This window comes from Streptomyces koelreuteriae (assembly GCF_018604545.1).
Lineage (GTDB): Bacteria > Actinomycetota > Actinomycetes > Streptomycetales > Streptomycetaceae > Streptomyces > Streptomyces koelreuteriae.
Genome location: NZ_CP075896.1, coordinates 5,032,842 through 5,051,642, shown reverse-complemented (window position 1 = coordinate 5,051,642; position 18,801 = coordinate 5,032,842). Strand labels below are relative to the sequence as shown.

Genomic DNA, 18,801 nt, shown 5'->3' with positions numbered 1-18,801 from the left:
CGCCGATCGGTTCGGCGGGCCCTCCGCGTATTTCGGGCGGTGCTACTGCGGGACGTCAGTGCCCGGCTTCGCTCGGCGTCGGTCCCCCGGGCGATGCCTCGGGGTCCGGGCCCTTGGCGGCTTCGGTCTCGCTGTAGATGTCCGGCTCGAGGTAGATCACGCGGGCGATCGGGACGGCCTCGCGGATGCGGGACTCGGCGGCGTTGATCGCGGCGGCGATCTCGGTGGCCGTGTCGTCGTGCTGGACGGTGATCTTGGCGGCGACGAGCAGCTCCTCGGGGCCGAGGTGGAGCGTGCGCATGTGGATGATGCCGGTGACGGTGTCGCCGTCGACGAGCGCCTTCTCGATCTTCTGCGTCTCCTCGGCGCCGGCGGCCTCGCCGAGCAGCAGGGACTTGGTCTCGGCGGCGAGGACCAGGGCGATCAGGATGAGCAGGATGCCGATGCAGAGGGTGCCGATGCCGTCCCAGACGCTCTCGCCGGTGAGCAGGGCGAGGCCGACGCCGCCGAGGGCGAGGATCAGGCCGACGAGGGCGCCGAGGTCCTCCAGGAGGACGACCGGGAGCTCGGGGGCCTTGGCGTGGCGGACGAACTCCTTCCAGGACTTGCGCCCGCGCAGGACGTTGGACTCCTTGATGGCGGTCCGGAAGGAGAAGGTCTCGGCGATGATTGCGAAGACCAGGACGCCGACCGGCCAGTACCAGTTCGTCAGCTCGTGCGGGTGCTTGATCTTCTCGTAGCCCTCGTAGAGGGCGAACATGCCGCCGACCGAGAAGAGGACGATCGAGACGAGGAAGGCGTAGATGTAGCGCTCGCGGCCGTAGCCGAAGGGGTGTTGCGGGGTGGCCTCGCGCTTCGCCTTCTTGCCGCCGAGGAGGAGGAGTGCCTGGTTGCCGGAGTCGGCGAGCGAGTGCACGGACTCGGCGAGCATCGAGGACGAGCCGCTGAAGAGGAACGCCACGAACTTCGCTACCGCGATCGCGAGGTTCGCGGCCAGTGCCGCCACGATCGCCTTGGTGCCGCCTGACGCGCTCATATGTTCGCGTTGTCCCTTCGTACGCCGTTCCAGGGCCCGGGCGCTCGCCTTGGTGCGTCGCCCTCGGCATTGCCCGTGCTTGACGGTGGGCCATTGTTGCAGCCCGCTCCGGCAGCGGTGCGCCAGGTCACCGTCGTAGGGAGATCAGGCGATGACCGTGGCCCGGAAGAATGTGCCGGTTCCGGACACTTCGGCCTTTTCGCCGGCGGCGACGAAGACGGACCGGCCCGGGGTGAGGTCGTGTTCGCCCGCCCGGAGGGAGCCGGCCGTGCAGAGCAGGATCTGCGGGGTCGGGCGGGTGAGGTCGTGGGTGGCACCGGCCTCGGGCAGGACGTAGCGGGAGAGGCGGAACTCGTCGATCGGGGTCTCGTAGACCTCCTCGCCGTCCGGGGAGGCCTCGGGGCGCAGGACGCCGGGGTCGCCGGCGCGGAAGTGGACGATGCGCAGCAGTTCGGGGACGTCGACGTGCTTGGGGGTGAGGCCGCAGCGCAGGACGTTGTCGGAGTTGGCCATGATCTCCACGCCGAGGCCCTGGAGGTAGGCGTGCGGGACGCCGGCGCCGAGGTAGAGGGCCTCGCCGGGCTGGAGCCGGACGTGGTTGAGCAGCATCGCGGCGATCACGCCGGGGTCGCCCGGGTAGTGGTGGGCGATGTCGGCGTAGGGGGCGTAGGCGCCGCCGAGGCGGTCGCAGGCGGCGGCCGCTTCCTCGACCGTGCGGGACATCTCGTCGGGGTCGGCGGTGAGGATCGCCGTGAGGACCTCGCGCAGGGCCGCGTCCTCGGGGTGGGCGTGCAGCAGGTCGACGTACGGCTTGAGGGAGTCGACGCCGAGGTCGTCGAGCAGGCCGGCGGCCTCGAGCGGGTCGCGGAAGCCACACAGGCCGTCGAACTCGGTGAGCGCGCAGATCAGTTCGGGCTTGTGGTTGGCGTCCTTGTAGTTGCGGTGCGGGGCGTCCACGGGGATGCCTCGGCGCTCCTCGTCCGCGTAGCCCTCCTTCGCCTGCGCCAGGTCGGGGTGGACCTGGAGGGAGAGCGGGGCTCCGGCGGCGAGGATCTTGAGGAGGAAGGGCAGACGGGGGCCGAACTTGGCGACGGCGTCCGGTCCCAGTTCCTTCTCGGGGGCGGCGTCGACGACCTCGACGAGTGTGCCCCGGCCGGTGCGGGAGGGGGCGCCCGGGTGGGCCCCCATCCACATCTCCGCCTGCGGCTCGCCGGTCGGTTCGACGCCGAGCAGATTCGGGATGGCGGTCGGGGAACCCCAGGCGTAGGGGCGGATGGTGTTGTCGAGGCGGTCCATGGGGATCTCTCTGGTCCTGTGAGTGCGTACGTACGCCTGCTGCTCCCGGGCTGCTGCCGCGTGGGCGTCAGGGTGTCCCGGGCATGATCAGGCCCTCGAAGCGAGCGCCAGGTAAACGGCGGCGAAATCCGTGATGGCGATCAGTTCGGCGAGGGTCTCCAGCTCGTCGCCCGCCTCCGGTTCCAGTTCGCTGATCGGGGTGTCGTGGCTGAGGGCCAGGTCGCGGGCGCCGGGGGCGGCGGTGAGGCCGCCGATGGGGCGGTCGCGGAGCAGCACCACGCGCGCGTGGAGGGCGGGGGCTTCCTCGACGCGGTCGCGGAAGAAGTCGTCGGGGTCGGCGCTGGCGGCCAGCGGGCCCGCGAGCAGGGCGCTGTGCGCGGCGAGGGCCTCGGGGAGTTCGGCGACGACCGCGGGGGTGCCGGACAGTTCGGCGAGGGCGGCGGCGAAACGGCGGCCCGCCGGTCCGGCGGAGACGCCCTCGGTCCAGACGATGGGGAGGGCGTCGGCGAGTTCGGCGGCCAGGGTCTTGGCGGCGTTGCTGTAGGTCGCGATGGCGGGGCCGCAGCGTTCGGCGATGCGGTCGAGGCGGTCGGCGACCTTGCCTAGGGCGTCCGGCGGGGCGGTGAGCACGCCCGCGCGGTCCAGGAGCGCGAGGAGCGGGGTGAGCAGGGCCCACAGGACGCCGGGGGCGGACGCGGCGAAGGGCTCGTCCTGGTCGTAGGGGGCGGTCGCCATGGGGACGAACAGGCCGTGCGAGCCGTTCACGGCGTCGGCGAGCGGGGACCTGCTGGGGGCTACGGCGACGACGGTGCAACCGCGGCGGTAGGCCTGCTCGGCGAGGAGGGACAGGCCCGGTTCGGTGCCGTCCGGGGTGGTGATCAGCAGGAGGTCCACGGAGCCGACCCAGCCGGGCAGTTCCCAGCGCAGGGCGCCCGCGGCGGGGGCGACGCCGGTGGGGGCGAGGCGGGTGACCGGGCTGCCGGCGCCGGCGAGTGTGCCGAGGAGGTCGGCCGCGTGGGTGGCGGCGGCGCCCGGGCCGGCGATGAGGACGCCGCGGGGGCGGCCGTCGGGCTTGAGGTCGTTGATGCCTGCCTCGGCGGCGTGGCGGGCGGCCGTGCGGACTCGGGCGCCGGCTTCCGCGGCGCCGCGGAGCAGGCCTCGGTGGTCGGCCTCCGCGAGGCCCTCTGGGGAGTCGAGCAGCGATTCGTCGAGCATGGGGCGGCAGCCTCCGATCGCCGGGGTCCGTTATTGGGGGTGTCGTCCTGCCTCGGTGCCCGTTGTGCCGTGGGTCATGCGCACCGGGGGCTCACATGGGCGTATGCGCCCAGGTGTCCTACGCGGGGCGGCGGGCCTCGTCGACCAGGAGGACGGGGATGCCGTCGCGGACGGGGTAGGCCAGGGCGCAGCTCTGGTCGGTGCAGATCAGTTCGGTGTCCTGCTCCTTGAGCGGGGCGTGGCAGGCCGGGCAGGCGAGGATGTCCAGGAGACCGGATTCGAGGGGCATATGGCTTCTCTTCCAGGGGTCGGGGCGGTGCGGATGTGCCTGGTCAGGGTACCGCCGGTGAGGGTGGGGCGGAGGGGATCGAGCCGGGCTCGCGGTCCGGTCAGCCTCTGATGATCGCCAGCGCCTCGTCCCGCACCCGGGCCATCGTCTCCGGGTCCCTCGCCTCCGCGTTCAGGCGCAGCAGCGGCTCCGTGTTGGAGGGGCGGACGTTGAACCACCAGTCGGCGGCGGAGACCGTGAGGCCGTCGAGTTCGTCCAGTTCGACGCCGTCGCGGTTCTCGTACGCGGAGCGGATCGCGGCGAGGCGGGCCGTCTGGTCGGTGACCGTGGAGTTGATCTCGCCGGAGCCCGCGTAGCGGTCGTACTGGGCGACGAGGGCGGAGAGGGGGCCTGCCTGGCCGCCGAGGGCCGCGAGGACGTGGAGGGCGGCCAGCATGCCCGTGTCGGCGTTCCAGAAGTCGCGGAAGTAGTAGTGCGCGGAGTGCTCGCCGCCGAAGATCGCGCCGGACCGGGCCATCTCCGCCTTGATGAAGGAGTGGCCGACGCGGGTGCGGACGGGGTCGCCGCCGTTCTCCTTGACGACCTCGGGGACGGACCAGGACGTGATCAGGTTGTGGATGATCACGCCCTTGCCGCCGTGCTTGGCGAGCTCGCGGGAGGCGACCAGCGCGGTGATCGCGGACGGGGAGACCGGCTCGCCGCGCTCGTCGATCACGAAGCAGCGGTCGGCGTCGCCGTCGAAGGCGAGGCCGAGGTCGGCGCCCTCCTCGCGGACGCGCTTGCGCAGATCGACGAGGTTGGCCGGGTCGAGGGGGTTGGCCTCGTGGTTGGGGAAGGTGCCGTCGAGCTCGAAGTACATCGGCACCAGGGTCACCGGCAGGCCGGCGAAGACCTCGGGGACCGTGTGGCCGCCCATGCCGTTGCCCGCGTCGACGACGGCCTTCAGGGGGCGGACGGAGGCCAGGTCGACCAGCGAGAGCAGGTGCGCCGCGTAGTCCGGCAACGTGTCGCGGCCGGTGATCGTGCCCGTCGTCGCGGCCGGCTCCGGGGCGCCCGACTCGCTCCAGCCCTCGACGAGTTCGCGGATCTCCGCGAGGCCGGTGTCCTGGCCGACCGGGGCGGCGCCCGCGCGGCACAGCTTGATGCCGTTGTACCGCGCCGGGTTGTGGGAGGCGGTGAACATGGCGCCGGGCAGGTTCAGCGCGCCCGAGGCGTAGTACAGCTGGTCCGTCGAGCAGAGGCCGATCTCCGTGACGTCGGCGCCCTGTGCGGCGGCCCCGCGCGCGAAGGCACGCGACAGGCCCGGCGAGGAGGGCCGCATGTCGTGCCCGGTCGCGATGGCGCTCGCACCGGTGACCCGGACGAAGGCCGCCCCGAAGAGCTCGGCCAGGGACTCGTCCCACTGGTCCGGGACGACCCCGCGTACGTCGTACGCCTTCACGACCTGCGACAGATCAGCAGCCACGGCCAACCTTCCCTGAAAAAGTACTGTCGGTCGGCCCAAACTACCCGGCCCCGCTGACAGCGCGCTGTGCGGCCGCCGTGCGGGGCCCGGACGTCGCCCCGGGCGTCAGGGCAGCATCCAGCCCAGGACCGGTGTGCTCTGGCCTACGACGATCAGGCACATGACCAGCAGCAGGCCCAGGCTCCAGGGCAGTACCTTGCGCAGCAGGTCGCCCTCCCGGCCCGCGAGGCCGACGGCCGCGCAGGCGATGGTGAGGTTCTGCGGGGAGATCATCTTGCCGAGGACGCCGCCGGAGCTGTTGGCGGCGGCCAGCAGGTCGGGGGAGAGTCCCGACTCGCGGGCGGCGGTCACCTGGAGGGCGCCGAAGAGGGCGTTGGCGGAGGTGTCGGAGCCGGTGACGGCGACGCCGAACCAGCCGAGGACGGGTGAGAGGAACGCCAGTCCGGCTCCGGCCGCCGCGACGAAGTGGCCGATGGTCGCCGCCTGGCCGGAGAGGTTCATGACGTAGGCGAGCGCCAGTACGGAGGTCACGGTCAGGATCGCGAAGCGCAGTTCGTGGACCGTCGCGAGCCACTCCCTGACCGCCACGCGCGCGTGGACGCCGATGACGGCGGCGGTGCAGATGCCGGCGAGGAGCACCAGCGTGCCGCCGGTCGACACGATCGGCCAGGTGAAGACGTTGCCGCTGACCGGGTCGCCGTCCGGCCCGGCCACGTTCAGGAAGGGCCAGTCGTAGGTCTGGGTGGTCTTGGCCAGCCAGTCCTTGACGGCCGGTATCTGCGCGACGGAGAAGATCACGACGATCAGCGCGTAGGGGGCGTAGGCGCGCAGGATCTCGCGGGGCGGGTCCTCCTCGTCGAGTTCCTCGCTGCGGGCGCCGGTCAGCACGGAGGCGCGTACGGACTCGGCGGCGGGCACGCGCGCGTGCGGTACGGCGGCCAGGGCGCCCGCGCCGGCCAGGGCGGCGCCGATGTCGGCGAGTTGGGCGGAGACGTAGTTGGAGGCGGCGAACTGGGCGACGGCGAAGGCGACTCCGCACGCCAGGGCGGGCACCCAGGTCTCGCGCAGCCCGCGGCGGCCGTCCACGAGCCAGACCAGGACCAGCGGCACCACGAGGGCCAGCAGCGGCGTCTGACGGCCCACCACGGACGCCACGGAGTCCAGGGGCAGTCCGGTGACCTGGGCGAGGGTGACGACCGGGGTGCCCATAGCGCCGAAGGCCACGGGCGCGGTGTTGGCGACCAGGGCGACGACGGCGGCGCGCACCGGGTCGAAGCCGAGGGCGACCAGCATGACCGCGCTGATCGCTACGGGCGCCCCGAAACCGGCGAGTGCCTCCAGCAACGCCCCGAAGCAGAAGGCGATGACGAGTGCCTGGATGCGCGGGTCGTCGGAGAGCCGCCCGAAGGACCGGCGCAGGATGTCGAAGTGCCGGGTGCGGACGGTCATCCGGTACACCCACAGGGCGTTGACGACGATCCACAGGATGGGGAAGAGGCCGAAGACGGCGCCCTGGGCGGCGCTGGAGAGGGTCTGGCCGAGGGGCATGCCGTACGCGAGCCAGGCGACGAGCACGGCGGCGAGGAGGCCGATCAGGCCTGCCAGATGTGCCTTGAGGCGGACGCCGCCGAGCAGGACCAGGACGATCACGAGGGGCAGGGCGGCCACGAGGGCGGACACGCCCAGCGAGCCGGCGACGGGTTCCAGTTCCTGGACGTACAACGGGCGCCTCCCCGGTTTCCGTCATGCGAAAGCGATTTCTCGAACCTTCAAACGGAATGGTCATGTCCGCGCCAAGCTCGCGTCAATGGGTGCGCGCGAGACGGCAGCCGAACGGAGGGCTCAGTTGTCGGGGGACCGCAGAACCCGCAGATGACCCCGCCGCGCGACCTCCATCGGGTCGGCCGCACGCCCCGCGCCACCGGCCCCGGCCGCCCGCTCCTGGGGGCGGGCCGCCTCCCGCACGGCGTTCGCAAGGGCTTCCAGGTCGTCCCCGCTGGGGCGGGCCGGGGCCGAGCCGTCGAGGAGCCGGACGACCTCCCAGCCGCGCGGGGCGGTGAGGCGCTCGGAGTGCTCGGCGCACAGGTCGTAACAGTGGGGTTCGGCGTAGGTGGCGAGCGGGCCGAGGACCGCGGTCGAGTCGGCGTAGACGTACGTCAGCGTCGCGACGGCGGGACGGCCGCAGGCGGTGCGCGAACAGCGACGTACAGGGCTCACGATGTTGGACGGTACCGCACTCTTGAGCGGGCCGCGACGACTCTCCACCAGGTCACTCCACCGTGTCGCGTTGTGAAACGCCCCACAGGCCCCTGTCGGCACACCCGGCTGACCTGCCAGGACGCGGTCGCCCGGAGGGTCGGACACGCCTGTGAGCGGTCAAGAGTCGTCACAAAATCCTCAATTGCCGTGACCTCGCCGGTCTCGTAGGGATACGGAATCAAGCCCAACCTTGGCCAGAATGGTCATGTAACGACATGCCGTGCGGGTCGGCCGGAAGCCGTCCGTACGGCCGCGCGGTGCCGGGCACACGCGCGTGGCGGGGACTACCCTTCAGCAGTGATGGAGAAGCCCGTAACGCCCCGTGCCGCCGCCCCCGGGCCCCGACGTCGTGATCGCCACGGCCGGGGCATGCGCGGCCCGATCGCACCGCCGCAGGTGCCGCTCGCCGCGAGCCGCGCGGAGGCGTTCGCCGATCTGGTGCAGGACTCCGTGGAGCGCCTGGAGCGGCGCTGGCCGCAGCTCGCCGACATCGACTTCCTGGTGCTGGAGGTGCCGCGGCTCGACGGGCCCGGCGAGGCGTGGAACGAGGAGGCGGTTCCGCTCGGCGGCACGATCAGCGCGCGCGAGGGGCACCCCGCGCGCGTGGTGGTCTACCGGCGGCCGGTGGAGATCCGCACCAAGGGGCGCGACGAGCGGGCGGCGCTGGTGCACGAGGTCGTCGTCGAGCAGGTCGCCGAGCTGCTGGGGCTGACGCCGGAGACGGTGGATCCGCGGTACGGCGAGGAGCAGGGCTGAGTCCTGTGAGGCCGGCCCCGCGTCCCCTCCCCCGCGCTTGCTACTTCTGCAGCACCGACAGGTCCTCGTCCGCCTCCGGTACCGCCACCGTGCCCCGGTCGTCGGGGAGGGTCTGGACCGTGAAGGCGGGGACGCCGCTCTCGTTCGCCGTCAGGGTGCGGGCGCCGTAGACCGGGCCGCCGGAGACCGGCTCGACCGTGAGGGCGTAGGTGCCCTTGAGGCCGCCGGGGGCCGGGGGCTCGATGTCCTGGGTGGTGCCGGCCTTGATCGTGTACGTCTTCGATGCCGGGGTGCCGCCCTCGCTGCCCGCCGAGGCGGTGACCTTGACCGTGGCGGAGCGGCCGGGTGCGGTCAGGGACAGGGTGCTGCCCTTGGCGTTGTTGTCCGCGGACGTCGCGCGCGTGCCGACCGGGCGGGCGGCCGGGATGAACGCCGTCTCCTGCTTGTCGCCCTTGCCCCGTACGACCCGCAGGGCCGCCACGACCGGTACGGACCGGTCCGTCGGCGTCAGCACCAGGGAGCCCGCCTCGCCGCGTGTGACGTCGCCCAGGTCGACGGCGGTCGTCATGCCGCCCTTGACGTGCACCGTCTCGTGCCCGGCCGGGGTGATCAGCCCGGAGGGGGAGGCGAGGCGCACCTTCAGGTCCGCGTCCTCGTCGCCGGGGGTGAAGGCGACCAGGCGCACGGAGGTGGCGTCCTTGGGGATGCCGGGCAGCACCAGGCTGCCCGACGGGTCCGTGGACGCGGCCAGCCAGTCGCCGCCGAGCTTGTCGTCCAGGGCCTGCACGGAGGCGCCGACGCGTCCGCTGCGGACGTTGACGTGCACGGTGAGGTTGGTCTGCTCCTCCTCCGTGAGCGTGGAGAGCAGGACCGGCTCGCTGGAGTGCGGCTGGACGGTGATGCCCTCCCCCACCGGGGACTGCAGGGTGCCGTCCTTGCCGTAGAGCTCGAGGTCGACCACGGCGGCCGAGTCGTCGGGGTTCGTCAGGTGGACGTAGTCGGTGCGGTCGGCCGCCGTGCTGGCTCCGGGGAACCAGAAACTCGTGTCCGGTGCCGTGCAGTTGACGCCCTGGAGGCCGCGTCCGGTCCCGGCGGCGACCTCGGTGGTCTGCTGGACGGTCCAGCCGGGCGCGAACCTGCCGTCGGCGGTCCCGACGAGCGCGGGGGCCTCGGCACCCGAGCTGTCCCCGGTGACCGGCTTGCCGGGCTCCTTGGGGGTGAGCACGGGCTTCCCGGACTTGCCCTCGGCCGCCGCCCGGAGTTCGGCCTTGCCGCCGCTCTCCGTGCCCTTCGTGACGGGCGTGAAGGACGTGTACGACGTCTCGGCGAGGTCGGACGTACTGGGCGCCGGGCACAGCAGGCTCGTGCGCTCCACGGGCAGTTGGGCGGCCGCCTTGGCGGTGGCGTCCGCGCCCGGGGTGTCCGGGGCGGACAGCGCGGCGAAGCCGGTGACGGCGGCGAGCGCGGTCACACCGGCGATGAGGGACAGGGTGGTGCGGTTCACTGCTGGCTCCCGTCGGGACGCTCACTGCCCGTGCCGTGGGGGTGGTGCTGCTCCTGCGCCGGGTCGTACGGCGTGCCGTAGCCCTGGTGGTAGGCCTGGTCGTAGCCCGCCTGGTCGTACTGCGGAGCCTGGGGCGAGCCGCCGTACGCGTACGGGTCGTACTGGCCGCCCTGGTACGGATCCGCCTGGTACGGCCCGCCGTACGCGTCCGCCGGGTACGCGGCACCCTGGTACTGGTCGCCGTACCCCGCGTATTCGCCGCCGCCGGGGTGGCCGGCCCCGTCCCACTGGCCGTAATTGTGCTGCTGCGGCACCGCGGCGGGCGGCTGCTCGGGCTGCGGGGGCGGGAACTCCCCGGGGCCGGGGGTCCCTTCGGCCGGGGGCTCGGTCTCGGCCTCGGCCTGGGCGCGCAGGCGGCGGGCGCGGCGGCCCTCGCCGGCGACGGCCTGGGCCGGGACGACCGGCTCCTCGGGCATGTCGTCGTCGACGTCGCGGCGCCGGCCGGGCAGGGCGAGCACCACGAGGACGACGGCGAGCAGGCCCTGCGTCCACAGCCACGCCGTGTGGCCGATCGGGTCGTCGTAGGTGACGTCCAGCGTGCCGCCGGTGGCGGGGAGTTCGAAGCCCTGAGCCCAGCCGTCGACCGTGGTGCGGGTCAGCGGCTTGCCGTCCAGCGTGGCGGTCCAGCCGTCGGCGGCGGTGTCGGCGAGGCGCAGTACGCGCCCCTCGGCGCCGGTCGGGATCCTGGTGTGGATGTCGACGGGCCCGGCGGCGACGGGCTGCGGGGTGCCGGATCCGGAGGCGGGGACGATGGCGGCGCGCGCCACCTCGCGGTCGATGCGCCACAGCGCGCCGTCGCTCTGCTGGCTGAGCCGGGTCAGGCCGGGCGTGGCGTCCAGGACACGGGTGACCTCGCGGGGCGCGCCCTGGTGGACGAGGACGTAGCGCACGGCGAAGCCGCCGAGCTGGTCGGCCTGGTCGGCGCCGGAGCCTGCGACGAGGTTGGCGACGACCTTGTCGAGCCTGCCGTTCTCGCCGTCGGCCGCGGCGACCTCGCCGTCGCCGAGGCGGGCGCCGGAGCCGCGCACGAGCATGTAGCCGACGTGGGCGCCGGAGTCGCTGTCGAGGACGAGGGTGCGGGCCTGGTCGCGGCTGCCGCTCTCCTCGGCGACGAACGCGGGGACCTGGGTCGGGTCGCGCCGCTCCAGGGGACCGTCGGCGCCGCGGATCATCCAGCCGGCGGCGACGAGCAGCGGGCCCGCGGCCGAGGCGAAGGCGATCAGCACGGCGACCGGCTGGCGCCAGCCGAAGCTCTGCTCGGCCACGCGCGCGCGTGCCCCGTCGGCTCCGAGCGCGGCTGCCGCCAGGAGGGCGATGCCGTAGACGAGGGTCGCGGGGCCGGCCCAGGTGGAGCCGTTGGACAGGGCCGCGAAGACGAAGCCCACCAGGGCGACCGCCCAGGCCGTGCGGATGCCCGACTGGCGTTCCGAGCGCAGCAGGGCGGCGAGCGCGGCCAGCACGATGCCGATGAGCATCAGGCCGCTGACGGTGCCGGGGCCGCCGGGGCTCGCGCCGAGCAGGTCGAGGGCGGAGGCGGAACCCGCTCCGTACTCCAGGCCGGCCTGCTGGAAGAAGCCGAACGGCAGCAGCGACAGCGACCAGGGCGCGAGGACCAGCAGGGGGGTGCCGAGCTGGGCGAGGAACCGCGGCCCGTACGCCGTGATCTCCGTCCGGCGGACGGCCAGCAGCCCCACTCCGAGGATCAGCGCGACGGGCCACACGATCGGGGTGAACGCGGTGGTGATGGTCAGCAGCAGGGCGTACGCCCAGGTGGCACGCCAACTGCCCCGCGCGCCGCTCGGGTTCGACAGGCCACTGGCCGCGATGCCCGCGCGCGCGATGAGCGGCAGCAGCACGGCCAGGACGGCGGTGCCGAGGCGGCCGCCGGCGAGGGCGCCGGTGGCGGCGGGCAGGAAGGCGTAGACGACGGCCGCCCACGCGCGCAGCAGCCGGGACTCGACCAGCGGGCGGGAGGCGAAGTAGGCGGCGACACCGGCCAGCGGCACCGAGCAGACGAGCAGCACGGTGACGGCGAGGCCGGTCGAGCCGAACAGCAGGGACGCCAGCATCGCCACGAGCGCGACGTACGGCGGCGCGGAGGAGGTGCCGCCGGCACCGACCGGGTGCCAGGCGTCCAGGTAGCGCGCCCACAGCGCCGAGGAGTCGGCCGGGGCGGGCAGCAGGGAGCCGCCCGCGAGCGCGCCACCGCCGAGGAGTTCACGGCAGGCGAGCAGGGAGACGAGCAGCAGGACGAGGAAGAGCACCGGGCCGGGCTTGCGCGCGATGCGCTTGAGCCGGGCGAACTGCTCGACCTGCAGGAAGTCCGCGTCGTCGCCGCCGGGGCCCGACTCGACGGCACCGCCGTGCCGTCCGGCACCGGCGACGGCCTCGGGGTCGGAGCTGCCGACGAGATTGCCCGCGACCTGCTCGACGGTCATCCGGACGGTCGCGCCGGGCGGCGGGAACAGCGGCCGCAGCTCGCCCTTGTCGACCTGGGGGGTGCCTCTGCGGCGCCGCCCGGCGAGGATCCGCTCGGGGCGCAGCAGGGTGCTCATGAGGCCGCGGATCTCGTCGACGGCCTGTCCGGGGACCTTGCCGACGAGGTAGGCGACGGTGCGCAGCAGGGTGCCGAGCACGACGCGCAGCAGCACCCAGGGGAGCACGGCCGTACGCGTGTTGACGAGCAGGCTGTAGACGGCGCCGGCCTTGTCGACCTTGTGCGGGGAGGCGGAGGTGCGGCCCACGCAGTCGACGGCGCGGCGCTCCCGGGAGGCCGCCTCGGCGTGCCGGACGACGGCTTCCGGGGCGATCAGCACGCGGTGGCCAGCGGCGTGCGCGCGCCAGCACAGGTCGAGGTCGTCGCGCATGAGGGGCAGGTGCCGGTCGAAGCCGCCGAGCTGTTCGAAGACGTCGCGGCGGACGAGCATGCCGGCGGTGGACACCGACAGCACGGTCCGGACGTGGTCGTGCTGGCCCTGGTCCTGCTCCCGGCGGTCCAGGCCGGTCCAGCGGCGGCCGGAGTTGGCGATGGAGACGCCGACCTCCAGGAGCTGGCGCCGGTCGTACCAGCCGCGGAGCTTGGGGCCCACGACGGCCACGTCCTCGCGGCCCAGCTCGTACTCGTTGTCCACGACGCGCAGCAGCTGGGCCAGGGCGTCGGGCTCCGGGGCGCAGTCGTCGTGCAGCAGCCACAGCCACTGCACCGGCTCGCCGTGCGGGAGCTCGGGCATGTCGTAGGCGTCGTCGCGCCAGGAGCGCGTGACCGGGTCCCAGCCGCTGGGGCGCTTGAGGTACGGCAGCTGCTCCGGGGTGAGGACCGGGGCGCTGCGGTCGCACTCCTCGACGGCCTGGCCGAAGCCGGTACGGCGGGCGAGGTGCAGCACCCGGTCGGCGCCGAGCGCGTCGGTGACCAGCTGGGCGGAGGCGTCCGCGCTGCCGGTGTCGGCGCCCATCGCGTACTGGACGGGGCGCTCCTGGCCGAGCAGCCCGGCGAGCGCGTCGGGCAGCCAGCGGGCACCGTCGTGGGAGACGAGGACCGCGGTCACCACATGACGCGGGAACTCGGGCGGGTGGGCCGGGTCGAACGCAGACGGGTGGGCCGGGTCAAACACGGCTGTGGCAGCGGGGTCGTGATGAGCTGCCGGGTGGCTGTGCACGGACATCGAGGTACGGGCCCCGGTTCGGTGGACTGCGGTGGACGCCTGCGACCGGCGGGGGCCGCGGGGCGTCTCGGACGAGCGCCCACACTATCGGCTGGCAGCAAGACGGCCCGCCGCCTGTGGATAACCCACTGGCGACGGGCCGTTCACGAACCAGGATCCGGTCAGACCGCGGCCTTCTTCAGCCGGCGGCGCTCCCGCTCGGACAGGCCGCCCCAGATGCCGAAGCGCTCGTCGTTGGCGAGGGCGTACTCGAGGCACTCGGAGCGGACCTCGCAGGAGAGACAGACCTTCTTGGCCTCCCGGGTCGAGCCGCCCTTCTCGGGGAAGAAGGACTCGGGGTCGGTCTGGGCGCACAGCGCGCGCTCCTGCCAGCCGAGTTCCTCGTCCGCGTCGTCGACCAGCAGTTGCTGCACCAGCTCGGTCATGTGCGCCCCTCGTCTGTTCTTATCCGCGTCCCCGTGATGTAGCCGTTACCGATTGCGGCTGAACGACACGAGTGAAATTACAAGTGTGCTGCTCCGGGCGAGTCAAGCCGAGATCTGCTATTGAGCCCCTTATTCACTCTGCGGAACCAAGGCCGTGCGGAAAGTGTTCAAATCGGCATAAACCTTGACACGCAGACGGAGCCCGCGAGAGGCCCCGCTGCCACCGGACCCCGTACGGACCTCTACAGGGGAGGACGCCCAGGAGTTCGATCTCGTTCCGGCACGCACGTCAAAGCGAATCTGATCACAGTCTGATCACGAGTACGCAACGAGGTTTGTGCGCCCGGATGGACGCCATGTGTCCCTGCCAGGCCATGAACAAACCTTTCATCTGAGTGAACGACCGGATGAGGTGAACCTCGTCCCACATACCGGGTGCCGAGTTGACACCGGAGGTGTGACCCGGTGTCCTAGTGGGCATGCTCGCGAACTCGGCACTCACCTCGACCCGCACCGCCGGGTCCCTCGGTGCTGCCCGCGCTCGCTGTAGCTGTCGCTGTTCCAGCTGTTGAGCCACACCCGCTCCAGCTGAAGGCCGGGCCACCAGTCCCCCGGCTTCCGTTCCCTCTGACCCACTTTCACTGAGGAACCACCCCACCCCATGAACAGCGACAGCGACCTCCAGATCGCCGGCGACATCCTCGAAGTCCCGCACCTGCTCCAGCGGGAGCGCGAGCACCCGGCCACCGTCGCCGAGTTCGTCGGCCTCGCCCGCTCCATCGCCGCCGACCGCTCCCAGTGGGAGCACCTCGTCCGCTACGACGCGACCAGCCGCTGGTACCACCGGCTGCGCACCGGGCCGGGCTACGAGGTGTGGCTGCTGTCCTGGGTGCCCGGGCAGGGCAGCGGCCTGCACGACCACGGCCGTTCCTCCGGGGTGCTGACCGTGCTGGACGGCACGCTGACGGAGCGCACGGAGCGGGGCACACGCGCGTTGCGGGCGGGCGCGCAGCGCGTGTTCGCGCCGGGGTATGTACACGAGGTCGTGAATGACGCACTCGAGTCGGCGGTGAGTCTGCACGTCTACTACCCGGGGCTGACGGCGATGCCGATGCACACGGCTCAGCACTGCGAGGCCCGGAGCGTGCCGGAAGCCCTGACTGTCTGACCCACTGTCGTAGGGGCCTGCAAGACTGCTCCCATGCGCATTGTGGTTCTGGCAGGCGGCATCGGTGGTGCCCGGTTCCTGCGTGGTCTGAAGCGGGCCGTGCCGGACGCGGACATCACGGTCATCGGCAACACCGGAGACGACATCCACCTCTTCGGTCTGAAGGTCTGCCCGGACCTCGACACGGTGATGTACACGCTCGGCGGCGGCATCAACGAGGAGCAGGGCTGGGGTCGCAGCGACGAGACCTTCCATCTCAAGGAGGAGCTCGCGGCGTACGGCGTCGGGCCCGAGTGGTTCGGTCTGGGCGACCGGGACTTCGCCACGCACATCGTGCGGACGCAGATGCTCGGCGCCGGATATCCGCTGAGCGCGGTGACGGAGGCGCTGTGCGAGCGCTGGAAGCCGGGCGTGCGGCTGATCCCGATGTCCGACGACCGCGTCGAGACCCATGTCGCCGTCGAGGTCGACGGGGAGCGCAAGGCGGTCCACTTCCAGGAGTACTGGGTGCGGCTGCGCGCCTCGGTGCCCGCCGAGGCGATCGTGCCGGTGGGCGCCGACCAGGCGAAGCCCGCTCCGGGTGTCCTGGAGGCCATCGCCGAGGCGGACGTGATCCTCTTCCCGCCGTCCAACCCGGTCGTGTCGATCGGCACGATCCTCGCCGTGCCCGGCGTCCGGGAGGCGATCGCCGACGCCGGGGTGCCGGTGATCGGCCTGTCCCCCATCGTCGGCGACGCGCCCGTGCGGGGCATGGCCGACAAGGTGCTGGCCGCCGTGGGCGTCGAGTCGACCGCGGCGGCGGTCGCCGAGCACTACGGCTCGGGCCTGCTGGACGGCTGGCTCGTGGACACGGTGGACGCGGGCGTGGTGGAGCAGGTCGAGGCGGCCGGGGTGCGCTGCCGGGCCGTGCCGCTGATGATGACCGACACCGACGCGACCGCGCGGATGGCCCAGGAGGCGCTGGCGCTCGCGGAGGAGGTGCGGGGCGCATGAGCGGCGAGGGTGCCGAGGGGTACCGGGTCTGGGCCGTGGCCGGGCTGCCCGAGGTCGCGGCCGGGGACGATCTGGCCAAGCTGATCGCGGCCGCCGAGCCCGGACTGGCCGACGGGGACGTGCTGCTCGTCACCTCGAAGATCGTGTCCAAGGCGGAGGGCCGCGTCGTCCGGGCCGCCGACCGGGAGGCGGCCATCGACGCGGAGACGGTACGGGTGGTGGCCCGGCGCGGCGCCCTCCGGATCGTCGAGAACCGGCAGGGCCTGATCATGGCCGCGGCCGGGGTCGACGCGTCCAACACCCCTTCCGGGACCGTGCTGTTGCTGCCCGAGGACCCGGACGCGTCCGCCCGCGTGATCCGTGACGGACTGCGGGACATCCTCGGTGTCGAGGTCGGTGTCGTCGTCACCGACACGTTCGGGCGGCCCTGGCGCGCGGGGCTCACGGATGTCGCGATCGGCGCGGCCGGAGTGCGCGTACTCGACGATCTGCGCGGGGGCACGGACGCGTACGGCAATCCGCTCAGCGCCACCGTCGTCGCCACCGCCGACGAACTCGCCTCCGCGGGCGACCTGGTCAAGGGCAAGGCAGCGGGTCTGCCGGTGGCCGTCGTCCGGGGGCTCCCGGATCTGGTCGCGGGGGACGGTGACGAAGAAGACGAACAAGGGGCGCGGGCCATGGTGCGCGGCGCCCGTGACGACATGTTCCGGCTCGGTACGTCGGAGGCGGTGCGGCTGGCGGTGACCCAGCGGCGTACGGTCCGGGCCTTCACGGACGAGCCCGTCGACCCCGGTGCCGTACGGCGGGCGGTCGCCGCCGCCGTGACGGCGCCCGCGCCGCACCACACCACGCCGTGGCGGTTCGTGCTGCTGGAGTCGGAGGAGTCGCGGACGCGGCTGCTCGACGCCATGCGCGACGCCTGGATCGCCGATCTGCGGCGGGACGGCAAGACGGAGGAGTCCGTCGCCAAGCGGGTACGGCGCGGGGACGTTCTGCGGAACGCGCCGTATCTGGTCGTGCCCTGTCTGGTCATGGACGGCTCGCACACGTACGGCGATGCGCGGCGCGACGGGGCCGAGCGGGAGATGTTCGTAGTCGCCGCCGGTGCCGGTGTGCAGAACCTCCTGGTCGCGCTGGCCGGGGAGCGGCTGGGGTCGGCGTGGGTGTCGTCGACGATGTTCTGCCGGGACGTGGTGCGCGAGGTGCTGGGGCTGCCGGCGGACTGGGATCCCATGGGCGCGGTGGCGGTCGGGCATCCGGCGGAGGAGCCGCGGCCCCGGCCGGAGCGGGACGCGGGGGCGTTCATCGAGGTGCGGTGAGCGGGGCGGGGTGGCGTCTACGCTCGTAGGGCTGCTCCTTTCGTCATCCCAGCGGCTCATACCGGCGACTTCGTTCAGGGGCCTTGTTCATGGCAGGACGGTTCACTCCCCGGCCCACGCGTACGACCGTGCGCGGCGGGCATGTCGCCGTGGGCGCGGGCGTGCCCCGGCAGGCGGCGGGGCCGGGGCGGGTTCGGGACCATGTGCCGGACGGGCCGCTGGATCTCGGGCTGGTGCTCGGGCCGCTGCGGCGCGGGCCGGGTGATCCGACGTTCCGGACGACACCGGACGGGTCGGTGTGGCGGACCGCTCTCACTCCCGCCGGGCCCGGGACGCTGCGGGTGCGCGCGGCGGGTGGCGGGGTGCGCGGGGAGGCCTGGGGGGCCGGGGCCGAGTGGCTGCTGGAGCGGTTGCCCGAGCTGCTCGGGGCGGCCGATGATCCGTCGGCGTTCGTGCCGCGGCACCGGCTGGTGGCGTTGGCACGGCATCGGCGGCCGGGGCTGCGGCTGACTCGGACGGGGCTGGTGCTGGAGTCGCTGATTCCGTCGATTCTCGAGCAGAAGGTCACGACCGATGAGGCGTATCGGGCGTGGCGGTTGCTGGTGCGGAAGTTCGGGGAGCCGGCGCCGGGGCCCGTGCCGGGGCCGATGCATGTGATGCCGGGGCCTCGGACGTGGGCGTTGATTCCGTCGTGGGAGTGGCATCGGGCCGGGGTCGACGACAAGCGGGCGTCGACGATTCTGCGTGCGGTGCGGGTGGCCGGGCGGTTGGAGGAGACGGCGGGGATGGAGCCGGGGGCGGCTCGGGAGCGGTTGGAGGTTGTGCCGGGGGTGGGGCCGTGGACGTCCACGGAGACGGTGCAGCGGAGTCATGGGGCGGCGGATGAGGTGACCGTGGGGGATCTGCATCTGCCGGGGATCGTGGGGTGGGCGTTGGGTGGGGATCGGGATGCGGACGACTCCGTGATGTTGTCGTTGTTGGAGCCGTATGCGGGGCAGCGGCATCGGGCGGCTCGGTTGGTGTTGCTGAGTGGGAGGGTGCCGGGGCGTCGGGCGCCGAAGATGCCGCGGTGGGATATCGGGGGGTTGTGACGTTCTGCCGGTTGTGGGGTGCCCGGGGCGTTGGTGCTTGGGGCGGGTGGGGCCGCAACCCGGCGGAGCGGGGTGCCGCTGCGCCCACCCGTGCCGCCCTTAGCGGCACGCATGCCCGCAGCGGGGGCGGCTGAGGCGGGCCGCGCGCAGCCCGGCGGGCCCGCAGACCGGCGGGAGGCGGCTGGCCGCAGATCCGCAGGAGCCGGGTGGGAACCGACAGTCCGCAGATCGGCGGCACGCGACTGCCTCAGCTGGGGCAGCTA

15 protein-coding genes are annotated in these 18,801 nt (G+C 73.1%); 5 read left to right on the top strand and 10 right to left on the bottom strand.

Annotation, left to right across the window (positions count from 1 at the left end; translation table 11 throughout):
- Positions 1 to 55: 55 nt before the first annotated feature.
- The 7 genes from KJK29_RS22900 to KJK29_RS22870 form a co-directional block, all read right to left on the bottom strand.
- Positions 56 to 1,036 carry a cation diffusion facilitator family transporter gene (locus KJK29_RS22900; protein ID WP_215121017.1) on the bottom strand — a complete coding sequence of 327 codons (981 nt, stop codon included), beginning with the start codon at positions 1,034 to 1,036 and terminating at the stop codon, positions 56 to 58.
- 144 nt (positions 1,037 to 1,180) lie between these two features.
- A complete protein-coding gene (manA, locus tag KJK29_RS22895) occupies positions 1,181 to 2,332 on the bottom strand; it encodes a mannose-6-phosphate isomerase, class I (protein WP_215121016.1) in 1,152 nt (383 codons plus the stop codon).
- 87 nt (positions 2,333 to 2,419) lie between these two features.
- Positions 2,420 to 3,547, bottom strand: a complete 1,128-nt coding sequence (locus tag KJK29_RS22890) for an SIS domain-containing protein (RefSeq protein WP_215121015.1) — start codon at positions 3,545 to 3,547, stop codon at positions 2,420 to 2,422.
- A gap of 118 nt (positions 3,548 to 3,665) precedes the next feature.
- Positions 3,666 to 3,836, bottom strand: coding sequence for a Trm112 family protein (locus tag KJK29_RS22885; protein ID WP_184598287.1), 171 nt, complete (start codon positions 3,834 to 3,836; stop codon positions 3,666 to 3,668).
- Between the two features lie 100 nt (positions 3,837 to 3,936).
- Positions 3,937 to 5,301, bottom strand: a complete 1,365-nt coding sequence (locus KJK29_RS22880) for a phosphomannomutase/phosphoglucomutase (RefSeq protein WP_215121014.1) — start codon at positions 5,299 to 5,301, stop codon at positions 3,937 to 3,939.
- 105 nt (positions 5,302 to 5,406) lie between these two features.
- Positions 5,407 to 7,023: an L-lactate permease gene (locus KJK29_RS22875; protein WP_215121013.1), complete on the bottom strand. Its 1,617-nt coding sequence runs from the start codon at positions 7,021 to 7,023 to the stop codon at positions 5,407 to 5,409.
- Between the two features lie 120 nt (positions 7,024 to 7,143).
- Positions 7,144 to 7,566: a DUF3499 domain-containing protein gene (locus tag KJK29_RS22870; protein WP_215121012.1), complete on the bottom strand. Its 423-nt coding sequence runs from the start codon at positions 7,564 to 7,566 to the stop codon at positions 7,144 to 7,146.
- Positions 7,567 to 7,860: 294 nt separating this feature from the next.
- Between KJK29_RS22870 and KJK29_RS22865 the strand changes: the two genes are divergently transcribed.
- A complete protein-coding gene (locus tag KJK29_RS22865; RefSeq protein ID WP_215121011.1) occupies positions 7,861 to 8,316 on the top strand; it encodes a metallopeptidase family protein in 456 nt (151 codons plus the stop codon).
- 40 nt (positions 8,317 to 8,356) lie between these two features.
- Here the strand turns inward: KJK29_RS22865 and KJK29_RS22860 are convergent, their stop codons facing one another.
- The 3 genes from KJK29_RS22860 to KJK29_RS22850 form a co-directional block, all read right to left on the bottom strand.
- Complete coding sequence (locus tag KJK29_RS22860) at positions 8,357 to 9,820, bottom strand: DUF5719 family protein (RefSeq protein ID WP_215121010.1); 1,464 nt, start codon at positions 9,818 to 9,820, stop codon at positions 8,357 to 8,359.
- Positions 9,817 to 13,542 carry a glycosyltransferase gene (locus KJK29_RS22855; RefSeq protein WP_215121009.1) on the bottom strand — a complete coding sequence of 1,242 codons (3,726 nt, stop codon included), beginning with the start codon at positions 13,540 to 13,542 and terminating at the stop codon, positions 9,817 to 9,819. Before KJK29_RS22855 ends, KJK29_RS22860 begins: the two co-directional genes overlap by 4 nt.
- A 161-nt stretch (positions 13,543 to 13,703) precedes the next feature.
- The gene (locus tag KJK29_RS22850; RefSeq protein WP_003990679.1) at positions 13,704 to 13,967 is read right to left on the bottom strand and encodes a WhiB family transcriptional regulator; all 264 of its coding nucleotides are present in this window, start codon (positions 13,965 to 13,967) and stop codon (positions 13,704 to 13,706) included.
- Between the two features lie 661 nt (positions 13,968 to 14,628).
- Here KJK29_RS22850 and KJK29_RS22845 point away from each other — a divergent pair.
- The 4 genes from KJK29_RS22845 (at position 14,629) to KJK29_RS22830 (ending at position 18,538) form a co-directional block, all read left to right on the top strand.
- The gene (locus KJK29_RS22845) at positions 14,629 to 15,135 is read left to right on the top strand and encodes a cysteine dioxygenase (RefSeq protein WP_215121008.1); all 507 of its coding nucleotides are present in this window, start codon (positions 14,629 to 14,631) and stop codon (positions 15,133 to 15,135) included.
- Positions 15,136 to 15,168: 33 nt separating this feature from the next.
- On the top strand, positions 15,169 to 16,128 hold the full coding sequence (cofD, locus tag KJK29_RS22840) for a 2-phospho-L-lactate transferase (protein ID WP_215121007.1): 960 nt from the start codon (positions 15,169 to 15,171) through the stop codon (positions 16,126 to 16,128).
- Complete coding sequence (locus tag KJK29_RS22835) at positions 16,125 to 17,447, top strand: coenzyme F420-0:L-glutamate ligase (protein WP_215121006.1); 1,323 nt, start codon at positions 16,125 to 16,127, stop codon at positions 17,445 to 17,447. The genes cofD and KJK29_RS22835 overlap by 4 nt, the downstream gene beginning before the upstream one ends.
- A gap of 89 nt (positions 17,448 to 17,536) precedes the next feature.
- Positions 17,537 to 18,538 carry a DNA-3-methyladenine glycosylase family protein gene (locus KJK29_RS22830; RefSeq protein ID WP_215121005.1) on the top strand — a complete coding sequence of 334 codons (1,002 nt, stop codon included), beginning with the start codon at positions 17,537 to 17,539 and terminating at the stop codon, positions 18,536 to 18,538.
- Positions 18,539 to 18,801 lie beyond the last annotated feature (263 nt).

Coding starts and splice junctions, on each gene's coding strand:
- KJK29_RS22900 (WP_215121017.1), bottom strand. CDS start 1,036: ATGAGCGCGTCAGGCGGCACCAAGGCGATCGTGGCGGCACTGGCCGCG.
- manA (WP_215121016.1), bottom strand. CDS start 2,332: ATGGACCGCCTCGACAACACCATCCGCCCCTACGCCTGGGGTTCCCCG.
- KJK29_RS22890 (WP_215121015.1), bottom strand. CDS start 3,547: ATGCTCGACGAATCGCTGCTCGACTCCCCAGAGGGCCTCGCGGAGGCC.
- KJK29_RS22885 (WP_184598287.1), bottom strand. CDS start 3,836: ATGCCCCTCGAATCCGGTCTCCTGGACATCCTCGCCTGCCCGGCCTGC.
- KJK29_RS22865 (WP_215121011.1), top strand. CDS start 7,861: ATGGAGAAGCCCGTAACGCCCCGTGCCGCCGCCCCCGGGCCCCGACGT.
- KJK29_RS22855 (WP_215121009.1), bottom strand. CDS start 13,542: ATGTCCGTGCACAGCCACCCGGCAGCTCATCACGACCCCGCTGCCACA.
- KJK29_RS22850 (WP_003990679.1), bottom strand. CDS start 13,967: ATGACCGAGCTGGTGCAGCAACTGCTGGTCGACGACGCGGACGAGGAA.
- KJK29_RS22845 (WP_215121008.1), top strand. CDS start 14,629: ATGAACAGCGACAGCGACCTCCAGATCGCCGGCGACATCCTCGAAGTC.
- cofD (WP_215121007.1), top strand. CDS start 15,169: ATGCGCATTGTGGTTCTGGCAGGCGGCATCGGTGGTGCCCGGTTCCTG.
- KJK29_RS22835 (WP_215121006.1), top strand. CDS start 16,125: ATGAGCGGCGAGGGTGCCGAGGGGTACCGGGTCTGGGCCGTGGCCGGG.
- KJK29_RS22830 (WP_215121005.1), top strand. CDS start 17,537: ATGGCAGGACGGTTCACTCCCCGGCCCACGCGTACGACCGTGCGCGGC.